A 20,683-nucleotide genomic window follows, 5' to 3' on the forward strand; every position below is an offset into this window, starting at 1 on the left:
CACACCTGTAACCATACCGAACACAGTAGTTAAGCTCTTAACCGTCGATGGTACTTGGCTGGCAACGGCCTGGGAGAGTAGATAATCGCCAGTTTACATAAGCTTCACTAGTTTATCTAGTGGAGCTTTTTTTAATGCTCAAATTTATTTTATACTTCTTTTTTATTTTTTAAAGAAATGACAATTTATTTACTGTTTTTTTGAAATAATTTAGATATTTTCTAAAAGCAAATGTTTGCAATTTTCTGAAGTGTCCTTTAAGCCTAATAAATATGATATAATTAAAGCTAAAATGGAGGTATGTAATGAAGGCTGTTATAACATTTATAGGAAATGACAAGATGGGTATTGTCTATAAGGCAACTGAACTTGTTGTTAAGTATCATTTAAATATTGTAGATATTAATCAAACTATTATGGACGACTATTTTACTATGCTTATGATTGTAGATTTATCTGAAAAGAATGTTTCTTTTGATGAAATTGTAGATGGATTTACAAATCTTGGTGAAGAGATTGGAATGTATATTAAAGTTCAACATGAAGATATTTTCAATTCCATGCATCAAATTTAATGAGGTGAATTATGGATAATAGAAAAATTATTGAAACTGTTAGAATGCTTGAGCAAGAACATCTTGATATTAGAACTGTTACAATGGGAATTTCTTTATTAGATTGTATTGATTCTGATTATAAGAAAGCTTGTAATAAAATTTACGATAAGATGATGAGACATACTGAGCATTTAGTAGATACGACTACTGAAGTATCTAAGAAGTATGATATTCCAATTGTAAATAATAGAATTTCAGTTACACCTATTTCTCTTATTGCTAGTGCTACTGATTTAACTGATTATACTCCTTTTGCAGAAACTTTAGATAAGGTTGCAAAAAATGTTGGGGTAGATTTTGTTGGTGGTTTTTCTGCACTTGTTCACAAAGGTTTTAACAAGGGAGATAAAATTTTAATTGATTCAATTGCACATGCACTTTCAACTACTGATTATGTTTGTTCTAGTGTAAATGTAGGAACTTCTAAAAATGGAATAAATATGGATGCTGTAAAGATGATGGGTGATGTTGTTTTAGATCTTGCAAAGAGAACTAAAGATGCTGATTCTATAGGATGTGCAAAACTTGTAATATTTGCAAATGCTGTAGAGGACAATCCATTTATGGCTGGAGCTTTTCATGGTGTTGGTGAAAATGACACTATTATAAATGTTGGTGTTTCTGGACCTGGAGTTGTAAAATGTGCTCTTGAAAAAGTTCGTGGTGAGAGTTTTGATGTAGTTGCTGAAACTATTAAAAAGACTGCTTTTAAAATTACTAGAATTGGCGAACTTGTAGGTAAGGAAGTATCTAATAAATTAAATACAAATTTTGGTATTATAGATTTATCTTTAGCGCCTACTCCTGCTGTTGGAGATAGTGTTGCTAGAATTCTTGAAGAAATTGGTGTGGATAAAGTTGGTGGACATGGTACTACTGCAGCTCTTGCTATGCTTAATGATGCTGTTAAAAAGGGTGGTATTATGGCAAGTTCTCATGTTGGAGGACTAAGTGGTGCTTTTATTCCAGTTTCTGAAGATGAGGGAATGATTGAGGCAGCTTATAATGGAAGTATTTCCTTTGATAAGCTTGAGGCTATGACTTGTGTATGTTCTGTTGGACTTGATATGATTGCAATTCCTGGAAATACTCCTTCTTCAACTATTTCTGCAATTATTGCTGATGAGGCTGCAATTGGTGTTATAAATAATAAGACTACTGCAGTTAGAGTTATTCCTGTTTATGGAAAAAATGTTGGAGATAGAGCTGAATTTGGTGGACTTCTTGGATATGCACCTATTATGGATATTGGAAATACTTCAAGTGAAAGATTTTCAAGTAGAGGTGGAAGAATTCCAGCACCTATACACAGTTTTAAAAATTAACAAGGAGATTAAATGAACTTTTTTAATTTTTTTAATGAACTTATAAAAAATCCAATTTTACTTATTGCAGCTATTCTTATAATATTTACTATTATAATGAATGGTGCTATTGATGCGCCAAATGCAATTGCTACAAGTGTTTCAACTAGAGCTTTATATATTAATAATGCTTTTTACATTTCAACTATTGGAAATTTTTTAGGTGTTCTTGTAGTTAGTTTGATCAATGCAAGAGTTGCTCATACTATATTTAATATGGTTGATTTTACATCTAAGGGATTTCTTGGAAATAGAGCTCTTGTAGCTGCACTTCTTGGAATTATTCTTTGGGGTATTATTACTTGGAAATTTAATATACCAACTAGTTCTTCTCATTCACTAGTAGCAGGTTTATGTGGTGCTTCTATTGCTCTTAATGGTGGAATGAAAGGTATAAATACTTTTGGAATTTTAATGGTATTTTATGGAATTATAATTTCAATAGTTGTTGCTTATTTTTTGGGATCTTTTATTGTTAAGATAATAAAAAATATTTTCAAAAAAAGAGATAGACGAGATAGTAAGCGATTTTTTGATAGAGGTCAAATTGTAAGTGCAACATTAATGAGTTTTATTCATGGTGCTCAAGATGGGCAAAAGTTTATAGCTATTTTTATGATTTTAACTACTCTTATGGGACATAATCCTGAAAATGAGAAAATTCTTCCTTTATGGATTCTTATAATAAGTGCTATTGCAATGGGTATAGGAACTTCTATTGGAATAAAAAGGGTAATTAAATCTATTGGAATGGATGTTGTAAGCCTTGAAACTTATGAGGGTTTTTCTGCTGATATAACATCATTTATTTCAATTTTAATAGCTACTATTTTAGGTATTCCACTTAGTACTACTCAAACTTCAACTACATCTATTATGGGAGTTGGAGCTACAAAGAGAAAAAGTAATGTAAACTGGGCCTATGCTAAATATTTATCAGTTACATGGTTTTTAACTTTTCCAATTTGTGGATTATTATGTTATTTATTAACTAAGTTATTTATGCTTTTTTAAGGAGGAATTTTTTTGAAAAATTATGGTTTTGACTATTTTAGAGCTTTTACTGAAATGGTTCAAGGATCAATGGCAGCAGCAAGACTATTAGATGAAATCTTAAAAGAATATGATCCTCTTGCACTAGATGCTAGAATTAGACAAATGCATGAGATTGAAAAATCAAATGATATGTTGATTCATGAAACTTTAAGACATTTAATTAGGGAATTTTTACCTCCAATAGAAAGAGAAGATATATCTACACTTATTGAAGAACTTGATGATCCAACTGATGCTATAGAAGATGTATTATTTGCACTTTATATGTATAATATTACAGAAATTAGACCAGAGGCAATAAAGTTTTCTGAGCTTATTGTTGAGGCTGTAGATACTCTTTATGAAGCTTCTATTGAGTTTAAAAATTTTAAAAATGGTGAAGATAAGACTAAGGAAAAAATTATAAAAGTAAATGAAATAGAGGGTAGAGGAGATAATCTCTACATAGATGCAATTAGAGAATTATATACAAGTTCTCTTGATCCAAAGACTATTGTAGCTTGGACTAAGGTATTAAGTAAACTTGAAAAATGTTTAGATACTTTAGAAAAAAGTGCAAATTTAATGGAATTTATTATGATGAAAAATATGTAATTTAAAACTTAAAGGGTGACCTTTAAGTTTTTTTACTTTAATAATTTAGTTAATATATAATAGTTAGGAGGTAAGTAAAATGAATAAAGTTAATTATGATTTAGAAATGGAAAATATTATAAAAAATTTAGAAAAAAAGAAAGAAAAATCTTTATTATTACATTCTTGTTGTGGACCTTGTTCTAGTGGATGTATTGAAAGACTTAATGAGTTTTTTAATATTACAGTTTTTTATTATAATCCAAATTTAGACATAGAAGAAGAGTTTGATAGACGTGCTATTGAACAAAAGAGATTAATTAAAGAGATGAATTTAAGTGATGAAATAAATGTAATTGTGCCAAAATACAATAGCAAGGAGTATTATGATGCTATAAATGGGTATGAAATGACTAAAGAAGGAGGCGCAAGATGTACTAAATGCTTTGAGCTAAGATTAAGGGAAGCAGCTAAAATGGCAAGTGAAGGTGGATTTGATTATTTTACAACTACACTTTCTATAAGTCCTTATAAAAATTCTACTCTTTTAAATACTTTAGGAGAAAAAATTGCAGAGGAATATTCTGTAAATTATTTATTTTCTGATTTTAAAAAGAAGAATGGATATAAGAGAAGTATTGAATTATCTAAAGAATATAATATGTATAGACAAGATTATTGCGGATGTGTTTTTTCAAAGGAAGAGGCTGAGGAAAGAAGAAGAGATAAGTAGTCATATTTTGGCTATTGTTGACACTATTTATTTAAGAACTATAATTATTATAGGAGGTTTATATTTAAATGAAAAAAGAGAAAAAAAGTTTTTCTATGCCTGACATGTACATAATTATATTCTTTGTAGTAATGTTGGCGGCACTTTTAACATATGTTGTGCCTCAAGGATATTTTGCAACTGAGGATATAAGTTATGAAGTAGCAGGTGAAGAAAAAACAAAGACAGTAATAGTTGAAGATTCTTTTCAATATGTTACTGATGATGATGGAAATCCAGTAAAGCAAGGAGTTAAACTTTTTGCTTCAGGTGGAGAAAATCAAGGATTTTTAAACTATATGTTTGAAGGTCTTGTTACAGGTGATAAGAATGGATCAGCAGTTGGAATTATAGCATTTTTACTTGTAATTGGTGGAGCCTTTGGAATTGTACTTAGTACTGGATCAGTTGAGGCTGGTATTTCAAAGATGATTGTAAAGATGAAGGGTAAAGAAATCCTATTAATTCCAGTTTTATTTTTGCTATTTTCTTTAGGAGGAGCAGTTTTTGGAATGGGTGAGGAGGCAATTCCCTTTGTATTAATAGTTGTTCCAATGACTGTTGCCATGGGCTATGATGCAATAGTAGGTATAATGATAACCTATTGTGCAACTCAAATAGGCTTTGCAACCTCTTGGATGAATCCATTTTCAGTAGCTGTAGCTCAAGGAATATCTCAAATACCAGTAATGAGCGGTGCTGGACTTAGAATTATAATGTGGATAGTATTTAATATAGTTTCTATAGTATTTACTATTATGTATGCAAAGAAAATTAAAAAGAACCCTGAACTTTCAGTATCTTATGAATCTGATGAGTTTTATAGAAAAGATTTAGAAAGTAATATGGGAAAAGATATTAAATTTGGTATTGGTGATACTTTAATAATACTAGATATTGTAATTACATTAATATGGGTAGTTTGGGGAGTAATTAAAAAAGGTTATTATATACCAGAAATTGCAACTCAATTTTTTACAATGGGTATTATTGCAGGTATTATAGGACTTGTTTTTAAATTAAATAATACTACACTAAATTCTATAGCTCTTTCTTTTAGAAATGGCTCAAAGGATCTTTTAACAGCTGCACTTGTAATAGGTATGGCTCAAGGTATTATTTTAGTATTAGGTGGAACAGATCCAGCACAAGGAACAGTTTTAAATACAATATTATTTAAGACAAGTGGACTTATCGCAGGACTTCCTCAAGCACTATCAGCTTGGATTATGTATATATTCCAATCAATATTTAATTTCTTTGTAGTTTCAGGCTCAGGTCAAGCTGCACTTACTATGCCAATAATGGCACCTCTTGCAGATTTAACTGGAGTATCTCGTCAAGTTGCTGTACTTGCATTTCAACTAGGAGATGGACTTACAAACTTAATCGTTCCAACATCAGGACTTTTAATTGCAGTTCTTGGAGCGGCTAGAATGGACTGGAATAGATGGGCAAAATTCCAAGTTAAATTTCAATTAATACTATTTGTCCTAGCTTCAATATTTATGTTTTTAGCAGTGGCAATAGGATATCAATAAGAATTTAGGCTTCTATACTAAGTATAGAGGCTTTTTTTTACTTTAAATTAAAAGCTATGCTATAATCAAATAGGTGATTTTGTGAAGAAAAAAGTGATTGTAGTAATAGTCTTTATAATGATTACTTTTACAGCTATTTTATATTATATAAACAATAATTATTTAAATAATATAGATAGTGTAGAAGAAGATAAAGATACAAAAAGAGAAATAACAATAGTAGCAACAGGAGATATAATATACCATATGCCTTTATATATAAATACATATGATAGGGAAAGTGATTCCTTTGATTTTAGTAGTTTTTATAAAGAGATGAAAGATATAATAGACTCATCAGATATAATGGTTGGAAATTATGAAACCACTTCAAATGAAAATAGAGTATATAGTGGATATCCTTCATTTAATACTCCAAAAGATTCAATAAAATATTTAAAAGACATAGGCTTTGATATATTATCAACTGCAAATAACCATTGCTTAGATACAGGTGTTGATGGAATAATTTCTACAATAGATGCAATGGATGAGTATAATATTAAACATTTTGGAACATATAAAGAAGACATAAATAGAGGTGTTATTTTAGAGGAAAATAATATTAAAGTTGGATTTTTGTCCTATTCAGAATATTTTAATGGGCTTGAGAAATTAGTGCCAGAGGATAAAAGTTTTATGATATCTAAATTTAATCTAGAAAATATTAAAAATGATATTAATAATTTAAAAATTCAAGGTGCAAATTTTATAGTAATATATCCTCATTGGGGAGTTGAGTATTCATCAATTCCAAGCGAATTTCAAGTATTTATGAATAAGGAACTTTTAAAAGCAGGAGCAGATGTAGTTTTAGGATCTCATCCCCATGTACTTCAGCCAGTAGAATATAGTGAAATAGATGCAAAGAAAAAATTTAGTATATATTCTATGGGAAACTCCATATCAAATCAAAGAATGGAATGGATGAATATAGAGGGAACAGAAACAGGCGTTTTTGTAAAATTAAAGATTTCAAAAAAAGATAGTGAAAATACAGCATCTCTTGAAGATGTAGAGTTAATTCCAACATATGTAAATAGATATAAAAATGAAAACAATAAATTTGTCTATGAAGTAGTTTCTTTAAAAGACTATATAGAAGGTGGAATTAAAAGAGATAGTATAGATGAATATACTAAGAAAAAAGTTGATAGAAATTATGAAAATGCAATGAATATATTATATTCACTTGGAGGTTAAGATGAAAAAAGTATTATTAATAGCAACTGGAGGAACTATTGCTTCTGTTAAGACAGAAAGTGGACTAAGTCCTAAGACTCCACCAGATGAATTTTTAAAATATATTCCAGAAGTTAAGGAAGTTGTAGATATTGATGTAATACAAGTTTTAAATATAGATTCTACAAATATAGAGCCTGAACATTGGATTATGATAAAAGATGTAATAATGAAAAATTATGATGATTATGATGGTTTTGTAATTACTCATGGAACAGATACCTTAGCCTATACTGCATCGGCAATGTCTTATTTAATTCAAGGAAGTGAGAAAGTAATAGCAATAACAGGTGCTCAAAAGCCAATAGTTGATTCTATTACAGATGGAAGAAAAAACTTAATTGATGCCATAAGATTTTCCATAAGAGAAAATGCAAGAGGAGTATATGTAGTCTTTGATGGAAAGGCAATAATAGGAACACGTGCTAAAAAAATAAGATCTAAATCTTACTCAGCCTTTGACTCAATTAATTATCCTGTGGCAGCATTTATAGATGGAAAGAGAATTCTTCAATATGTAGAGGACAATCCTAAAAAATTAACTCCAACATTTTATAATAATCTAAACCCTAAAGTATTTTTACTAAAATTAATTCCTGGAATGGAGCCTGAGATACTTGATTATATTGGACAAAAATATGATGGAATTATTATTGAATCCTATGGAGTAGGAGGACTTCCCTTTAATGATAGTAGAAACTTTAAAAAGGCATTAGAAAGATTAACAGAAAAAGGAAAAATAGTCGTACTTGCAACTCAAGTTATCCTAGAAGGATCAGATGCAGAAACTTATGAAGTTGGGTTTGATATTATAAATAAGTATAATATATTACAAGCCTATGATATGACAGTTGAGTCTGCTGTTGTAAAATTAATGTGGATTCTAGGAATAACTAAGGATTTTAATGAAGTTAAAAAATTATTTTATAAAAGTATAAATAAAGATATAATTTTTTAAAAAATTTAAGGTTTTTTTAAACCTTTTATTTTTTTGAAATTTAAGAAGATTCCATTATGTGAAATGAATAAAATAGGACTCGATTAAAGATTTCATTACGTGGAATGAATAAAATGGTACTTAATTAAAGATTTCACTAAGTGGAATTATAATATATAAAATGTACTCAATTTAAAACAAAATAGAATTTTTAATTTAAAAAATTTTTATATATTTAAAAATATAAAAATGAAAATGTTTTATTAATAGCAATAGTAATAATATTTGATATAATAATATTATTATTTTAAAGAGGGAGAAATATGGGAAGAAAAAAGAAAAAAAGAGTAGCTAAAACCTATGATCTTACAAAGATAGAACTAAATGAAGATGATTATAAGAAGTTTAAATTAAAGGCTCTATCTACTATAGTATTGTCAATAACTTGGCCTTTAAGTTTATTTATTATAGTTCCAAATATAAGAACTGTATTATCAAATGCTATGTATTATTCAATACTTGTAGTTTCAATATTTAATATAATTCTTACTTTTTTATCAGGAAGATTAAAAATTGATGAAATAAAATATCACAAATACCTATTAGAAAGTAAATTTAGGAAATTGGAAATGTTTTCAAGTCTTATCTTAATTATTGAAGTTATAATGATATTTATATACCTAGTTATGATTAAAAACTAAAGTAAAGTTTATAAAGTAAATAAATGACTAAATGTATTTTAATCTAAACTAAATTTTATCCCAGTATGCTTTTATTTTAAAAATCATATGATATAATGAATTTAAAATAAGGAATTGGAGGTTATCATGTTTAATTTTTCTAAGGTTGTTGAAGTTGAAAATTTTGAAAATACATGTAATGCATTTAGTTTAGGAAAAATTTCATATGATTTAGATTTAATAAATAAGCTAAGAGGTAAAATAGCTCTTTGCGCTTATTTTTTATGTACTTCAATTTTTAAAAGGTCAAATTATCAGTTGTAATAGAGAGCTCTAGGCGAGTTCTCTATTTTTTTATTTTATTTTCGGAGGTTAATTATGAAAAAGTTATACGAAGGAAAAGCAAAAGAAGTTTATTTAACAGATAAAGAAAACGAATATATGATTAGATATAAAGATGATGCAACTGCAGGAAATGGTGAAAAGAAAGCTACAATTTCAGGCAAAGGTGAGTTAAATCTTGCAATTACTTCTGCTATATTTAAAATGCTTGAAGAAAATGGAATAAAAACTCATTATATAGAAACTTTAAACAATAGAGATATGTTAGTTAAAAAGGTTACAATTCTTCCACTTGAAGTTATTGTGAGAAATATTTCAGCTGGTTCTTTTGCTAAGAGATATGGTGTTGAAGAGGGAATTGTATTTGATACACCAAGTTTTGAACTTTCATATAAAAATGATGACCTTGGAGATCCATTGATGGCAAGAGATCATGCAGTTTCTCTAGGACTTATTACAAATGAAGAGTATGATTATATTAGAAATGAAACTTTAAAGATAAATGAATTATTAAAAGAATTTTTCTTAAAAATAAATTTAAAACTTGTAGATTTTAAAATTGAGTATGGTAAGACAGAAGACGGAACTATAATACTTGCTGATGAAATTAGTCCAGATACTTGCAGACTTTGGGATACTAAGACAAATGAAAAATTTGATAAGGATATATTTAGAAGAGATCTTGGAGATTTAGTTGAAGGATATACAGAAGTATTAAAGAGAATGAGAGGCTAAGATGTGCGGAATACTTGGAATTTATTCTAATAAACCAGTTAATAAAAAATTATTTTTTGGACTTAGTTCACTACAACATAGGGGACAAGAGTCTTGTGGTATAACTGTTTCTAAAGATGACTCTTTAAAAAGAGTTAAGGGAATGGGAATGGTTAGTGAAGTTTTTAAAGAGGATAATTTATCTTGCTTAGATGGAAATATAGGAATAGGTCATGTTAGATACTCAACAGATGGAGGATCTTATGACTATAATACACAACCACTTATGGGCTTTTCAAAGGGAGAGGAACTTTCCCTTGCTCATAATGGAGATTTAATAAATCATCAAATTTTAAGAACTAGACTTGAAGAAGAGGGCATGATGTTTCAAACTTCAATAGACTCTGAGGTGATTTTATTTTTAATTGCAAGATATTACAATGGAGATATTGTAGAAGCTATTAAAAAGACAATGAGTTTAATAAAGGGTGCTTATAGTGTTGTTTTACTTCTTGAAGATAAACTAATTGCCTTTCGTGATAATTATGGAATTAGACCTCTTGTAATGGGAGAATCTGATGAGGGAGATATTATATTTTCATCAGAAAATGCTCCAATTGAAATTATGGGAGCAAAGGTAAAAAGAGACATTCTTCCAGGAGAAATAGTAGTAGTAGATGAAAGTGGAATTAATTCTTACTTTTATGAAAATACTCAAAAACCTAAACATTGTATTTTTGAATATGTTTATTTTTCAAGAGATGATGCAACACTTGATAAGGTAAATTCATATAATTTCAGAAGAAGATGTGGAGAAATATTATCAAGAGAAGCTCCATGTGATGTTGATCTTGTAGTTGCAGTGCCTGATAGTGGTATTCCATCTGCAATAGGATATGCTCAAGAGACTAATATTCCCTTTGCTGAGGGACTTGTAAAAAATAGATATGTAGGAAGAACTTTTATAAAGCCAACACAAGAAGAAAGAGAAATGGCTGTTAAGTTAAAACTTAATCCTCTAAGACATGTTGTTGAGGGAAAGAGAATTGCTCTTATAGATGACTCAATAGTAAGAGGAACTACATCAAGAAATTTAATTAAGAGAATTAGAGAAGCAGGAGCTAAGGAAGTGCATTTAAGAATTACATCTCCTCCTGTAATAAATCAATGCTACTATGGAATTGATACTCCAAGTAGAATGAATTTAATTGCTGCAAACCATACAATTGAGGAAATGAGAGAGTTAATCGGTGCTGATTCACTTGCTTTTATTTCTATAGATGGAATGCAAAGGGCAACTTTAATAAGAGATGATAGATTTTGTAAGGCTTGTTTTGATGGGAATTATCCAGTAGATCCAATTAGAATTTAAAGGAGTTAGTATGATAAATTATAAAGATTCTGGCGTTGATATTGATTCAGGTAATAAGGCTGTAGAACTTATTAAAGAACATGTTAATAATACTTTTATAAAGGGAGTAGTAGGAGATATTGGACTTTTCTCTGGTGGATTTTCACTTGATGAATTTAAAGATATGAAATCCCCTACACTTCTTGCATCAACTGATGGAGTTGGAACAAAACTTTTAATTGCTCAAAAAATGGACATTCACAATACTGTTGGAATTGATCTTGTTGCAATGTGTGTAAATGATTTAATTTGCCAAGGTGCAAGACCACTTTTCTTTTTAGACTATATAGGAGCTGATAAGATAATTCCTACTAGAATTGAAGAAATAGTAAAGGGAATATCTAAGGGATGTATTGATTCTAATTGTGCAATTATTGGTGGAGAAACAGCAGAACTTCCTGGAATGTATTCTAAAGATGAATATGATCTTGCAGGTTTTTCAGTTGGAATTGTAGATAGAGAAAATATTATAAATGGTGAAAAGATTAAAGCAGGAAATAAAATAATTGCTTTAAAATCTTCAGGACTTCATTCAAATGGATATTCACTAGCTAGAAAAATCTTCTTTGAAGAAATGGAAAGTGACTATAATGATATACTTCCATCTACAAATAAAACAATTGGAGAAGAACTACTTAGACCAACTAAATTATATGTTAAGACAATTCTTTCATTAATACATGAATTTGAAATCTTTGGAATTGCAAATATAACTGGAGGAGGACTTATAGAAAATGTTCCTAGAGTTCTTCCAAAAGGACTTGGTGCAAATATAAAATTAGGATCTTGGGAAAAACCACAAATTATAAAAGAAATAGAATTATTAAATCTTGTAAAAGAAGAAGAATTATATAGAACATTTAATATGGGTGTTGGAATGGTAGTTATAGTTGATGAAAATATAGCAGATGAAGTAGTTGATTATATAAATTCTAAAACTGATGATAAGGCATCTATTATAGGTGAAATAGTAGAAGGTGAAGGAGTAGTTCTTAAATGAGAATAGCAGTATTTATATCTGGAACTGGAACAAATTTAAAATCATTAATTGATGCACAAAAAAACAATGAATTTAATAGTACTATTGAACTTGTTATTTCAAATAAAGATGCAAAGGGACTATTTCATGGATTAAATGCAAATATTCCCTCTCTTGTAGTGAAAAATGATGAAGAAATATTAGAAAAATTACAAGAATATAATATAGATTTTATAGTTCTTGCAGGATATTTAAAAAGAGTTAGTGAAACTATTTTAAATAATTATGAAAATAAAATTATAAATATTCATCCATCACTTCTTCCAAAATATGGTGGCAAAAACTTCTATGGTATGAAGGTTCATAAAGCTGTATTTGAAAATAAAGATGAAGTAAGTGGTGTAACTGTTCACTATGTAGATGAAAATTTAGATTCAGGAGCTATTATATTACAAAGAGAAGTGAGTATTGTAGATTGTAAAAGCCCTATTGAAATAAAAGATAAAGTATTAGAAGTAGAACATATTTTATTAAAAGAAGCAATTAAGAAAGTTGAGGAGGAACAATGAGAGCTCTAATATCTGTTACAGACAAAAGTAATATTGATTATTTTGCTAAAAATTTAGAAGAACTTGGCTATGAAATTGTATCAACTGGAGGAACTTTAAAAGTATTAAAAGAATCAAATGTAGAGGCAATTGATATTTTAGAAGTTACGAATTTTCCAGAAATCCTAGATGGAAGAGTAAAAACACTTTCGCCAAAAATTCATGGGGGAATTTTATACAAAAGAGGAAATAAATCTCATGAAGAAACTATAAAAGAACAAAATATAAAGGCAATTGATATAGTTGTTGTAAATTTATATGACTTTGAAGGAGCACTACTTAGTAATGATCCTGAAAAAATTATAGAAAATATAGATATTGGAGGACCTACTTTAATTAGATCTTCTGCAAAAAACTTTAAAGATGTATTAATAGTTACTGATCCAAGTGATTATGAAGAAATAATAAAAAGACTTAAAAATAATGAAATTGACTATGACTTTAGAGAATATCTTGCAGCTAAGGCTTTTTCATTAACTGCTTTTTATGATTCTTTAATTTCTAGATATTTTGCTAAAAAAACAAATACTTTACAAGATAAATTTACTATAGGACTTAAAAAAGTATCTAGTTTAAGATATGGAGAAAATCCATCTCAAAAGGCAAATTTATATGATGATACTTTTGTAAATAGTTATTTATCAAATATAGAAATCCTTCATGGTAAGGAAATGAGCTTTAATAATTACAATGATTTAAATACTGCAATAGAGCTAACATCAGAGCTTGGTAAAAATGCTGTAGTTGCCTTTAAACATGCTACACCTTGTGGTGTTGGAATAGACAATAATATATATGATGCATATATGAAGGCTTTTAATGCAGATCCACTTTCAATATTTGGTGGAATTGTAGGAGTAAATGGAGTAGTTGATAAAGAAACTGCAAAGGAAATGAATGAAATTTTCTTAGAAGTTGTAGCAGCTAGTGATTTTACAGATGAGGCTTTAGAAATACTAACTAAAAAGAAAAATATTAGACTTTTAAAGGTTGATTTTGATCTTGAAAAATCAAATATGGATCTTAAATATTTAAATGGAAAAGTTCTAATTCAAGATAGAGATACTGTAGAAGATGGATATGAAGTTGTAACTGATAAATCACCAAGTGAAAATCAAATTGATGATTTAAAATTTGCAATGATAGTATGTAAATATGCAAAATCAAATGCTATTGTAATAGCAAAAGATTTACAAACTCTTGGAATTGGTGGAGGTCAAACTTCTAGAATTTGGGCTCTTGAAAGTATAAAGAACAATCAAAAGGATAGAGACTTTTCAGGAAGTGTCCTTGCATCTGATGCATTTTTCCCTTTTGATGATTGTGTAACTCTAGCAGGAGAAATGAATGTAGAGTCAATAATTCAACCAGGTGGATCTATAAAAGACAAAGACTCAATTGATAAGTGTAATGAGCTAGGTATTTCAATGGTATTTACTGGTCAAAGACATTTCAGACACTAGGAGGAAACTATGAAAATATTAATTGTTGGTAGTGGCGGAAGAGAATATGCTCTTGGAAATAAAATATTAGAAAAAAATACAGATAGAGAACTTTATTTTGCACCAGGAAATGGTGGAACTTTAAATATTGGAAAAAATATAAATATAAATGTAGAAGAAATAGATGAACTTTTAAAATTTGCAAAAGAAGAAAATATTGACTATACAATTGTAGGACCTGAAGTGCCTTTATGTATGGGAATTGTAGATAAATTTGAAGATGAAAATTTAAAGATTTTCGGACCAAGATATGAAGCTGCACAATTTGAAAAATCAAAGGCATTTACAAAGGACTTCTTAAAAAGACATAATATTAAAACTGCAGATTATTTAGAATCAGAAAATGTAGATGAAGCTTTTAATTTTGCGAAGACTCTTTTAGATAGAGATGAATCAGTTGTATTAAAGGCTGATGGACTTGCAGCTGGAAAAGGTGTTTTAATAGCTGAAAGTGAAGAGGAAGTAAAAGAATTTTTAGAAGATGTATTAATTAATGGTAAATTTAATGAGAAAAAAATCGTCGTAGAAGAATTTTTAGATGGTTTTGAAATGTCATTAATTTGTCTATGTGATTCTAAAAATATTATTCCACTTCCAACAGCAAGAGATTATAAAAAAATTGGAACAGGAGAAGTTGGTTTAAATACTGGTGGAATGGGAGCTTATTCACCAAATTTTGAGGCTGATATTTATCTTGATAAAATAAAAGAAGAAATACTTGAAAAAATTTTAAAAGGATTCCAAGAAGAAAAGATTGATTATAGAGGAGCTTTATTTATTGGTCTTATGATAAGTGATAGTGATATAAATGTTTTAGAGTTTAATGTTAGATTTGGAGATCCTGAAACTCAAGCTATACTTGAAAAAATAGACAATGATCTTTTAGAAATATTAGAAAAAACTTCATCAAAAAATTTAGATAATTTAGATTTAAAGGTAAATTCTAAAAAGGCAATGTGTTTAGTACTTGCTTCAGAGGGATATCCTGAAGATTATGAAAAAAATAAAGAGATTACAAATCTAGATAATACAGATGTAAAAGTATATCATGCAGGAACAAAATTTGAAGATAATAAACTTCTTACAAATGGTGGAAGAGTTTTAAATCTTGTTTATTCAGATGATAATTTTGATAAGGTATTAGAAAAGTTATATAAAAATGCAGAAATAGTAAATTTTGAAAATAAATATTACAGAAAAGATATTGGACCTAGAGTAAAAAGAGTTTATGTAAGAAAAAAAGATGAGTTTGACTATGAATCTAAGGAAGTAAAAGAAGATATTAAAAACTCATTAAATATAGATTTAGAAGAATTACAAATATATAAAAGATATGACATAGAGATTTCAGATAATACACTTGAAAGTATTTTATATACAATTTTATCTGAAAAGCCAGTTGATGATATTTATTATGGAAATGATGCAATTAAACTTCAAAGTGAAATGGAAAATTCTATTGCTGTTTCCTATTTACCAGGTCAATTTGACCAAAGAGAACAAGGGCTTCTTGATACTATAAGTCTTGTAACAGATGAAGATGTAGTAGCTAAATGCTCTAATGTATATGCATTTAAGGGAGCTAGCAAAGAAGAAATTCAAAAAATTGAAGATTTCTTAATAAATCCTGTAGATTCTCAAAGGGTTAAATTATTAAAAATACCTACTACTTTAAAATCAACTGCAGTAGAAAATCATGAAAATAAAATATATGAAGGATTTAATGAATTATCAAAAGAGGAGTTAGAAGTATTTTTAGAAGAATTAGATCTTGCAATGAGTATTGAGGATTTAATTTGTTTACAAGATTATTTTAAATCTGAAAATAGAGATCCAAATGAAACTGAAGTTGCAATAATAGATACCTATTGGTCAGATCATTGTAGGCATACTACTTTTAATACAGAACTTAATATAACTTTTGAAGAAAAGACAAAACTTGATAATTTAATTAAAGAATCTTTTAATAAATACTTAAAATTAAGAGAAGATGCAAATGTTACAAAACCAATAAGTCTTATGGGACTTGGAACTATTTTATCAAAATATTTAAGAACAAATGGAGAACTTGAAGATTTAGAAGTTTCATCTGAAATAAATGCTTGTTCTGTAAAGATAAAAGTAAGAGTTGATGTAGATGGAAAAGAAGAGTTACGTGATTATTTATTAATGTTTAAAAACGAAACTCATAATCATCCAACAGAAATAGAACCCTTAGGTGGAGCAAGTACTTGTCTAGGTGGAGCTATAAGAGATCCACTTTCTGGTAGAGCTTATGTATATCAAGCTATGAGAATAACAGGCTCTGCAGATCCTAGAGAAGAAATTTCAAAAACACTTGCAGGAAAACTTCCTCAAAGAGAAATTACAACTCAAGCTGCAAAGGGATACTCTTCCTATGGAAATCAAATAGGACTTCCAACAGGATTTGTAGAAGAACTATATCATAAGGGATATATGGCAAAGAGAATGGAAACAGGAGCTGTAATTGCAGCAGCACCTATGGAAAATGTAAAAAGACTAGATCCAGTAGATGGAGATTTAGTTTTATTAATAGGTGGAAGAACTGGAAGAGATGGAATTGGTGGAGCAACTGGCTCATCAAAATCACATAAAAAATCTTCTATAGTTACAGAATCTGCACAAGTTCAAAAGGGAAATGCTCCAGAAGAAAGAAAAATCCAAAGACTTTTTAGAAAATATGAAGCAGCATCTCTTATTAAAAAATGTAATGACTTTGGAGCAGGTGGAGTAAGTGTTGCAATAGGAGAACTTTCAGATGGTGTTGAAATATATTTAGATAGAGTTTTATTAAAATATAAGGGCCTAAGTCCAAGAGAAATTGCAATCTCAGAATCTCAAGAGAGAATGGCACTTGTAATTGATAAAAATGATTTAGATGAATTTAAAAAATATTGTCATGAAGAAAATCTTGAAGTAACACATGTTGCAACTATAAAAGACAATAATAGAATGATTATGAAATATAAAGATGAAATAATTTGTAATATGAATTATGACTTTATAAACTCAACAGGAGCTAAAAGAGTTCAAGATGTAGAAGTAGTAAGTGAGTCTTTCCCAAAAGCACTTGAAGTTGAAGATAATGCTCCGGAAAGATTATATGAAGTAGTAAAAGATTTGAATGTTGCATCTCAAAAGAATTTAATAGAATTATTTGACTCAACAGTTGGAAGAAATACAGTACTAAATCCATTAGGAGGAAAATCACTATGTAACCCAATTCAAGCAATGGTTGCAAAAGTGCCAGTTGATAGTGGAAACTCTAAGACTGTTTCACTTATGAGCTATGGATTTAATCCTTATTTAATGGAAGAATCACAATATTTAGGTGGATATTATGCAGTAATAGAATCTATTACAAAACTTGTAGCAACAGGATCAGATCTAAATAATATAAGACTGTCTTTCCAAGAGTACTTTGAGAAGATGAGTTCTGAAAAAGTTTGGTCAAAACCACTTAAGGCACTACTTGGAGCCTTAGAAGCATCAAGTTTCTTTAAAGCACCACCAATTGGTGGAAAGGACTCTATGAGTGGAACTTTTGAATCAATATCAGTTCCTCCAACTTTAATTTCCTTTGCAGTTACAACTGAAGATATTGAAAATATAATATCACCTGAATTTAAGGGAAAAGGAAAAATTGGTCTTATAAGAACTAAAATGACAGAAGAGGGACTTTTAGACTTAGAAGAATTAAAGAAAAATTGTGAATTAATAAATAGAGAAATAAAATGTGGAAATATAATTTCAGCATCTGCTATAACAAGTAAGGGAACTCTTCCTGGAATTTATGAAATGGCTGTTGGAAATACAGGATTTGATGTGAAATTCCAAGATACATTCTCACCAAAATATGGTTGCTTTATAGTTGAGTATTTAGAACAAAAAGAAGGAATACTATATGGTGGAGATTTCTCAGATGAAATTATAGTAAATGGAATAAAACTTGATAAAGAAAGACTTAAAAACGACTATTTAACTACATTTGATAAAGTATTTAAACCAGTATGTAAAGAAGAACAAGAATATAAAGAAAATAAAAGAGTAGAAAAGAGAAGTTTAAAATCTACAAAAACTGTAAAAACTCCAAAAGTAATAATTCCAGCTTTTCCAGGCACAAATTGTGAGTGGGATACTGCTGAATGTTTTGAAAAATCTGGAGCAGATACAAGTATTTATCTATTTAATAATGAAAGTAATGAAGAGATTAAAAATTCATTAAAAGAACTTGCATCACTTATTAAAGATGCACAAATGCTAGTTTTACCAGGAGGATTTTCTCTTGGAGATGAACCAGATGGATCAGGTAAATTTATTGCAAATGTACTAAGATCTAAAGAAGTAAGTGAAGCAATAGATATTATGATTAAAGAAAATGATGGATTAATACTTGGAATTTGTAATGGATTTCAAGCTCTTGTAAAAACTGGACTTTTACCAGGAGGAGTTATAAAAGAAGTTGAAGAAAATGATCCAACAATAACTTATAACAAGTGTAGAAGACATATTGCAAAATTTGTAAATACAAAAATAATGACAAATAATTCACCTTGGTTAAAATATGCAGAAGTTTCAAAAACTTATAAAATGCCAATATCTCATGGTGAGGGAAGATTTGTAGTAGATGAAAATGTCTATAATGAAATGCTTGAAAATGAACAAATTGTTGCAGTTTATGATATTGCACCAAATGGATCAGATTATAATATTGAAGCTATTATGTCAAAAGATGGACATATACTTGGCAAAATGGGACATTCAGAAAGAGTTGCAGATGATTTATATAAAAATATTTATGATGTAGAAATATTAAATTTATTTAAAGCTGGAGTTGAGTATTTCAAGGAGGAAAAATGAGATTTGATATTTACAAAAATCCATTAAATACAAGATATGCAAGTTATGAAATGAGTCATATATTTTCAGATGATGTAAAATTTAGAACCTTTAGAAAACTTTGGGTTGAGCTTGCTCGTTGTGAAAAAGAACTAGGGCTTAATATTAGTGATGAACAAATAAAAGATATGGAAGAAAATATTACTAATATAGATTTTGAACTTGCAAAAAAATACGAAAAAGAACTTCGTCATGATGTAATGGCTCATGTTAAAACCTTTGGAGAAGCAGCTAAAAGTGCTGCTTCAATAATCCATCTTGGAGCTACAAGCTGTTATGTAACAGATAATACAGATATTATACAAATGAAAATGGCAATGGAACTTATTGAAAAGAAATTAGTTATATTAATTGCTCATTTATCTAAATTTGCACTAGAGTATAAGGACCTTCCAACACTGGGATATACTCATTACCAAGTTGCTCAACTTGTAACAGTTGGAAAAAGAGCCTCAATGTGGATTCAAGATTTTCTAATGGACTATGACGAGCTTATTTATAGAAAAGACAATCTTTTATTAAGAGGAGCAAAGGGAACTACAGGAACTCAAGCCTCTTATATGAAGCTTTTTAATGATGATGAAGATAAGGTTAAATCTCTTGATGAAAAAATAGTAAAAGCTCTTGGATTTAAAGGCTCACTTCCAATAACAGGACAAACTTATACAAGAAAAGTTGACTATCATGTACTTCAAGTACTATCATCAATAGCTCAATCAGCAAGTAAAATGACAAATGATATAAGACTTTTACAAAATAGAAAAGAAATTGAAGAGCCCTTTGAAAAAAATCAAGTAGGTTCTTCTGCAATGGCCTATAAGAGAAATCCAATGAGATGTGAAAGAGCATCATCACTTTCTAAGTATGTAATAAATATTGTTCAAAATCCTGCACTTGTTGCAAGTACACAGTGGCTTGAGAGAACTCTTGATGACTCAGCGAATAAAAGACTTGCAATACCAGAGGCATTTTTGGCAATAGATGCAATACTTGATATTTTAATAAATGTCTCAGATGGTCTTGTAGTTTATGAAAATGTGATAAGATTACATGTAGAGGAAGAACTTCCTTTTATGGCAACTGAAAATATTCTAATGGAAGCTGTAAAAAGAGGTGGAAATAGACAAGATCTACATGAGAAGATAAGAAACTATTCAATGATTGCAGCAAAGCGTGTAAAAGAAGAAGGTCTTAATAATAATCTATTAGAACTTCTTGAAAATGATCCTGATTTTAAAATGAATTCAGAAGATATAAAAGACATTTTAAATCCTAAAAATTATATAGGAAGATCAAGTTCTCAAGTAGAGGAATTTATAAGAGATTATGTAAATCCTGTAATTGAAAATTATAATACAGAATATGAAGTTCAGTTAAATGTTTAAA

Annotated in this window: 17 protein-coding genes and 1 rRNA gene; all 18 read left to right on the forward strand. The window is 28.8% G+C overall.

Features of this window, described 5'->3' with window-relative positions:
- Positions 1-94 (forward strand): 5S ribosomal RNA (gene rrf / locus J2Z71_RS07805); the annotation flags it as partial.
- A 211-nt stretch (positions 95-305) separates the two neighbouring features.
- Positions 306-575 carry an ACT domain-containing protein gene (locus J2Z71_RS07810; protein ID WP_210061847.1) on the forward strand — a complete coding sequence of 90 codons (270 nt, stop codon included), beginning with the start codon at positions 306-308 and terminating at the stop codon, positions 573-575.
- Between the two features lie 11 nt (positions 576-586).
- The gene (locus J2Z71_RS07815) at positions 587-1,942 is read left to right on the forward strand and encodes a PFL family protein (protein ID WP_210061848.1); all 1,356 of its coding nucleotides are present in this window, start codon (positions 587-589) and stop codon (positions 1,940-1,942) included.
- Positions 1,943-1,954: 12 nt separating this feature from the next.
- The gene (locus J2Z71_RS07820) at positions 1,955-2,995 is read left to right on the forward strand and encodes an inorganic phosphate transporter (RefSeq protein WP_210061850.1); all 1,041 of its coding nucleotides are present in this window, start codon (positions 1,955-1,957) and stop codon (positions 2,993-2,995) included.
- A gap of 12 nt (positions 2,996-3,007) precedes the next feature.
- On the forward strand, positions 3,008-3,631 hold the full coding sequence (locus tag J2Z71_RS07825; RefSeq protein ID WP_245311212.1) for a DUF47 domain-containing protein: 624 nt from the start codon (positions 3,008-3,010) through the stop codon (positions 3,629-3,631).
- Positions 3,632-3,710: 79 nt separating this feature from the next.
- The gene (locus J2Z71_RS07830) at positions 3,711-4,343 is read left to right on the forward strand and encodes an epoxyqueuosine reductase QueH (protein ID WP_210061852.1); all 633 of its coding nucleotides are present in this window, start codon (positions 3,711-3,713) and stop codon (positions 4,341-4,343) included.
- A gap of 68 nt (positions 4,344-4,411) precedes the next feature.
- A complete protein-coding gene (gene yfcC / locus J2Z71_RS07835) occupies positions 4,412-5,923 on the forward strand; it encodes a putative basic amino acid antiporter YfcC (protein WP_210061854.1) in 1,512 nt (503 codons plus the stop codon).
- Positions 5,924-6,004: 81 nt separating this feature from the next.
- Entirely contained in the window at positions 6,005-7,165 is a 1,161-nt protein-coding gene (locus J2Z71_RS07840; RefSeq protein ID WP_210061855.1) for a CapA family protein, read from the forward strand.
- A gap of 1 nt (position 7,166) precedes the next feature.
- Positions 7,167-8,162, forward strand: coding sequence for an asparaginase (locus J2Z71_RS07845; RefSeq protein WP_210061857.1), 996 nt, complete (start codon positions 7,167-7,169; stop codon positions 8,160-8,162).
- A 302-nt stretch (positions 8,163-8,464) separates the two neighbouring features.
- On the forward strand, positions 8,465-8,842 hold the full coding sequence (locus J2Z71_RS07850) for a hypothetical protein (protein WP_210061859.1): 378 nt from the start codon (positions 8,465-8,467) through the stop codon (positions 8,840-8,842).
- Between the two features lie 126 nt (positions 8,843-8,968).
- Positions 8,969-9,145 carry a hypothetical protein gene (locus tag J2Z71_RS07855; protein ID WP_210061862.1) on the forward strand — a complete coding sequence of 59 codons (177 nt, stop codon included), beginning with the start codon at positions 8,969-8,971 and terminating at the stop codon, positions 9,143-9,145.
- Between the two features lie 54 nt (positions 9,146-9,199).
- Positions 9,200-9,898, forward strand: coding sequence for a phosphoribosylaminoimidazolesuccinocarboxamide synthase (gene purC, locus J2Z71_RS07860; RefSeq protein ID WP_210061864.1), 699 nt, complete (start codon positions 9,200-9,202; stop codon positions 9,896-9,898).
- Position 9,899: 1 nt separating this feature from the next.
- Entirely contained in the window at positions 9,900-11,249 is a 1,350-nt protein-coding gene (purF, locus tag J2Z71_RS07865) for an amidophosphoribosyltransferase (RefSeq protein WP_210061866.1), read from the forward strand.
- A 10-nt stretch (positions 11,250-11,259) separates the two neighbouring features.
- Positions 11,260-12,288, forward strand: coding sequence for a phosphoribosylformylglycinamidine cyclo-ligase (gene purM, locus J2Z71_RS07870; protein ID WP_210061867.1), 1,029 nt, complete (start codon positions 11,260-11,262; stop codon positions 12,286-12,288).
- Positions 12,285-12,836, forward strand: a complete 552-nt coding sequence (gene purN / locus J2Z71_RS07875) for a phosphoribosylglycinamide formyltransferase (RefSeq protein ID WP_210061870.1) — start codon at positions 12,285-12,287, stop codon at positions 12,834-12,836. Before purM ends, purN begins: the two co-directional genes overlap by 4 nt.
- Entirely contained in the window at positions 12,833-14,338 is a 1,506-nt protein-coding gene (gene purH / locus J2Z71_RS07880) for a bifunctional phosphoribosylaminoimidazolecarboxamide formyltransferase/IMP cyclohydrolase (RefSeq protein WP_210061872.1), read from the forward strand. The genes purN and purH overlap by 4 nt, the downstream gene beginning before the upstream one ends.
- Positions 14,339-14,347: 9 nt before the next feature.
- Positions 14,348-19,258, forward strand: coding sequence for a phosphoribosylformylglycinamidine synthase (locus J2Z71_RS07885; RefSeq protein WP_210061874.1), 4,911 nt, complete (start codon positions 14,348-14,350; stop codon positions 19,256-19,258).
- A complete protein-coding gene (gene purB / locus J2Z71_RS07890) occupies positions 19,255-20,682 on the forward strand; it encodes an adenylosuccinate lyase (RefSeq protein ID WP_210061876.1) in 1,428 nt (475 codons plus the stop codon). The genes J2Z71_RS07885 and purB overlap by 4 nt, the downstream gene beginning before the upstream one ends.
- Position 20,683 lies beyond the last annotated feature (1 nt).

This window comes from Peptoniphilus stercorisuis (genome assembly GCF_017874395.1).
Classification (GTDB): domain Bacteria; phylum Bacillota; class Clostridia; order Tissierellales; family Peptoniphilaceae; genus Anaerosphaera; species Anaerosphaera stercorisuis.

Excerpts from the sequence above, each read along its gene's own strand:
- purH (WP_210061872.1), top strand. The coding sequence starts at position 12,833 with ATGAGAGCTCTAATATCTGTTACAGACAAAAGTAATATTGATTATTTT.
- J2Z71_RS07820 (WP_210061850.1), top strand. The coding sequence starts at position 1,955 with ATGAACTTTTTTAATTTTTTTAATGAACTTATAAAAAATCCAATTTTA.
- purC (WP_210061864.1), top strand. The coding sequence starts at position 9,200 with ATGAAAAAGTTATACGAAGGAAAAGCAAAAGAAGTTTATTTAACAGAT.
- purB (WP_210061876.1), top strand. The coding sequence starts at position 19,255 with ATGAGATTTGATATTTACAAAAATCCATTAAATACAAGATATGCAAGT.
- J2Z71_RS07850 (WP_210061859.1), top strand. The coding sequence starts at position 8,465 with ATGGGAAGAAAAAAGAAAAAAAGAGTAGCTAAAACCTATGATCTTACA.
- purM (WP_210061867.1), top strand. The coding sequence starts at position 11,260 with ATGATAAATTATAAAGATTCTGGCGTTGATATTGATTCAGGTAATAAG.
- purN (WP_210061870.1), top strand. The coding sequence starts at position 12,285 with ATGAGAATAGCAGTATTTATATCTGGAACTGGAACAAATTTAAAATCA.
- J2Z71_RS07810 (WP_210061847.1), top strand. The coding sequence starts at position 306 with ATGAAGGCTGTTATAACATTTATAGGAAATGACAAGATGGGTATTGTC.
- J2Z71_RS07815 (WP_210061848.1), top strand. The coding sequence starts at position 587 with ATGGATAATAGAAAAATTATTGAAACTGTTAGAATGCTTGAGCAAGAA.
- J2Z71_RS07855 (WP_210061862.1), top strand. The coding sequence starts at position 8,969 with ATGTTTAATTTTTCTAAGGTTGTTGAAGTTGAAAATTTTGAAAATACA.
- J2Z71_RS07885 (WP_210061874.1), top strand. The coding sequence starts at position 14,348 with ATGAAAATATTAATTGTTGGTAGTGGCGGAAGAGAATATGCTCTTGGA.
- yfcC (WP_210061854.1), top strand. The coding sequence starts at position 4,412 with ATGAAAAAAGAGAAAAAAAGTTTTTCTATGCCTGACATGTACATAATT.
- J2Z71_RS07830 (WP_210061852.1), top strand. The coding sequence starts at position 3,711 with ATGAATAAAGTTAATTATGATTTAGAAATGGAAAATATTATAAAAAAT.
- purF (WP_210061866.1), top strand. The coding sequence starts at position 9,900 with ATGTGCGGAATACTTGGAATTTATTCTAATAAACCAGTTAATAAAAAA.
- J2Z71_RS07845 (WP_210061857.1), top strand. The coding sequence starts at position 7,167 with ATGAAAAAAGTATTATTAATAGCAACTGGAGGAACTATTGCTTCTGTT.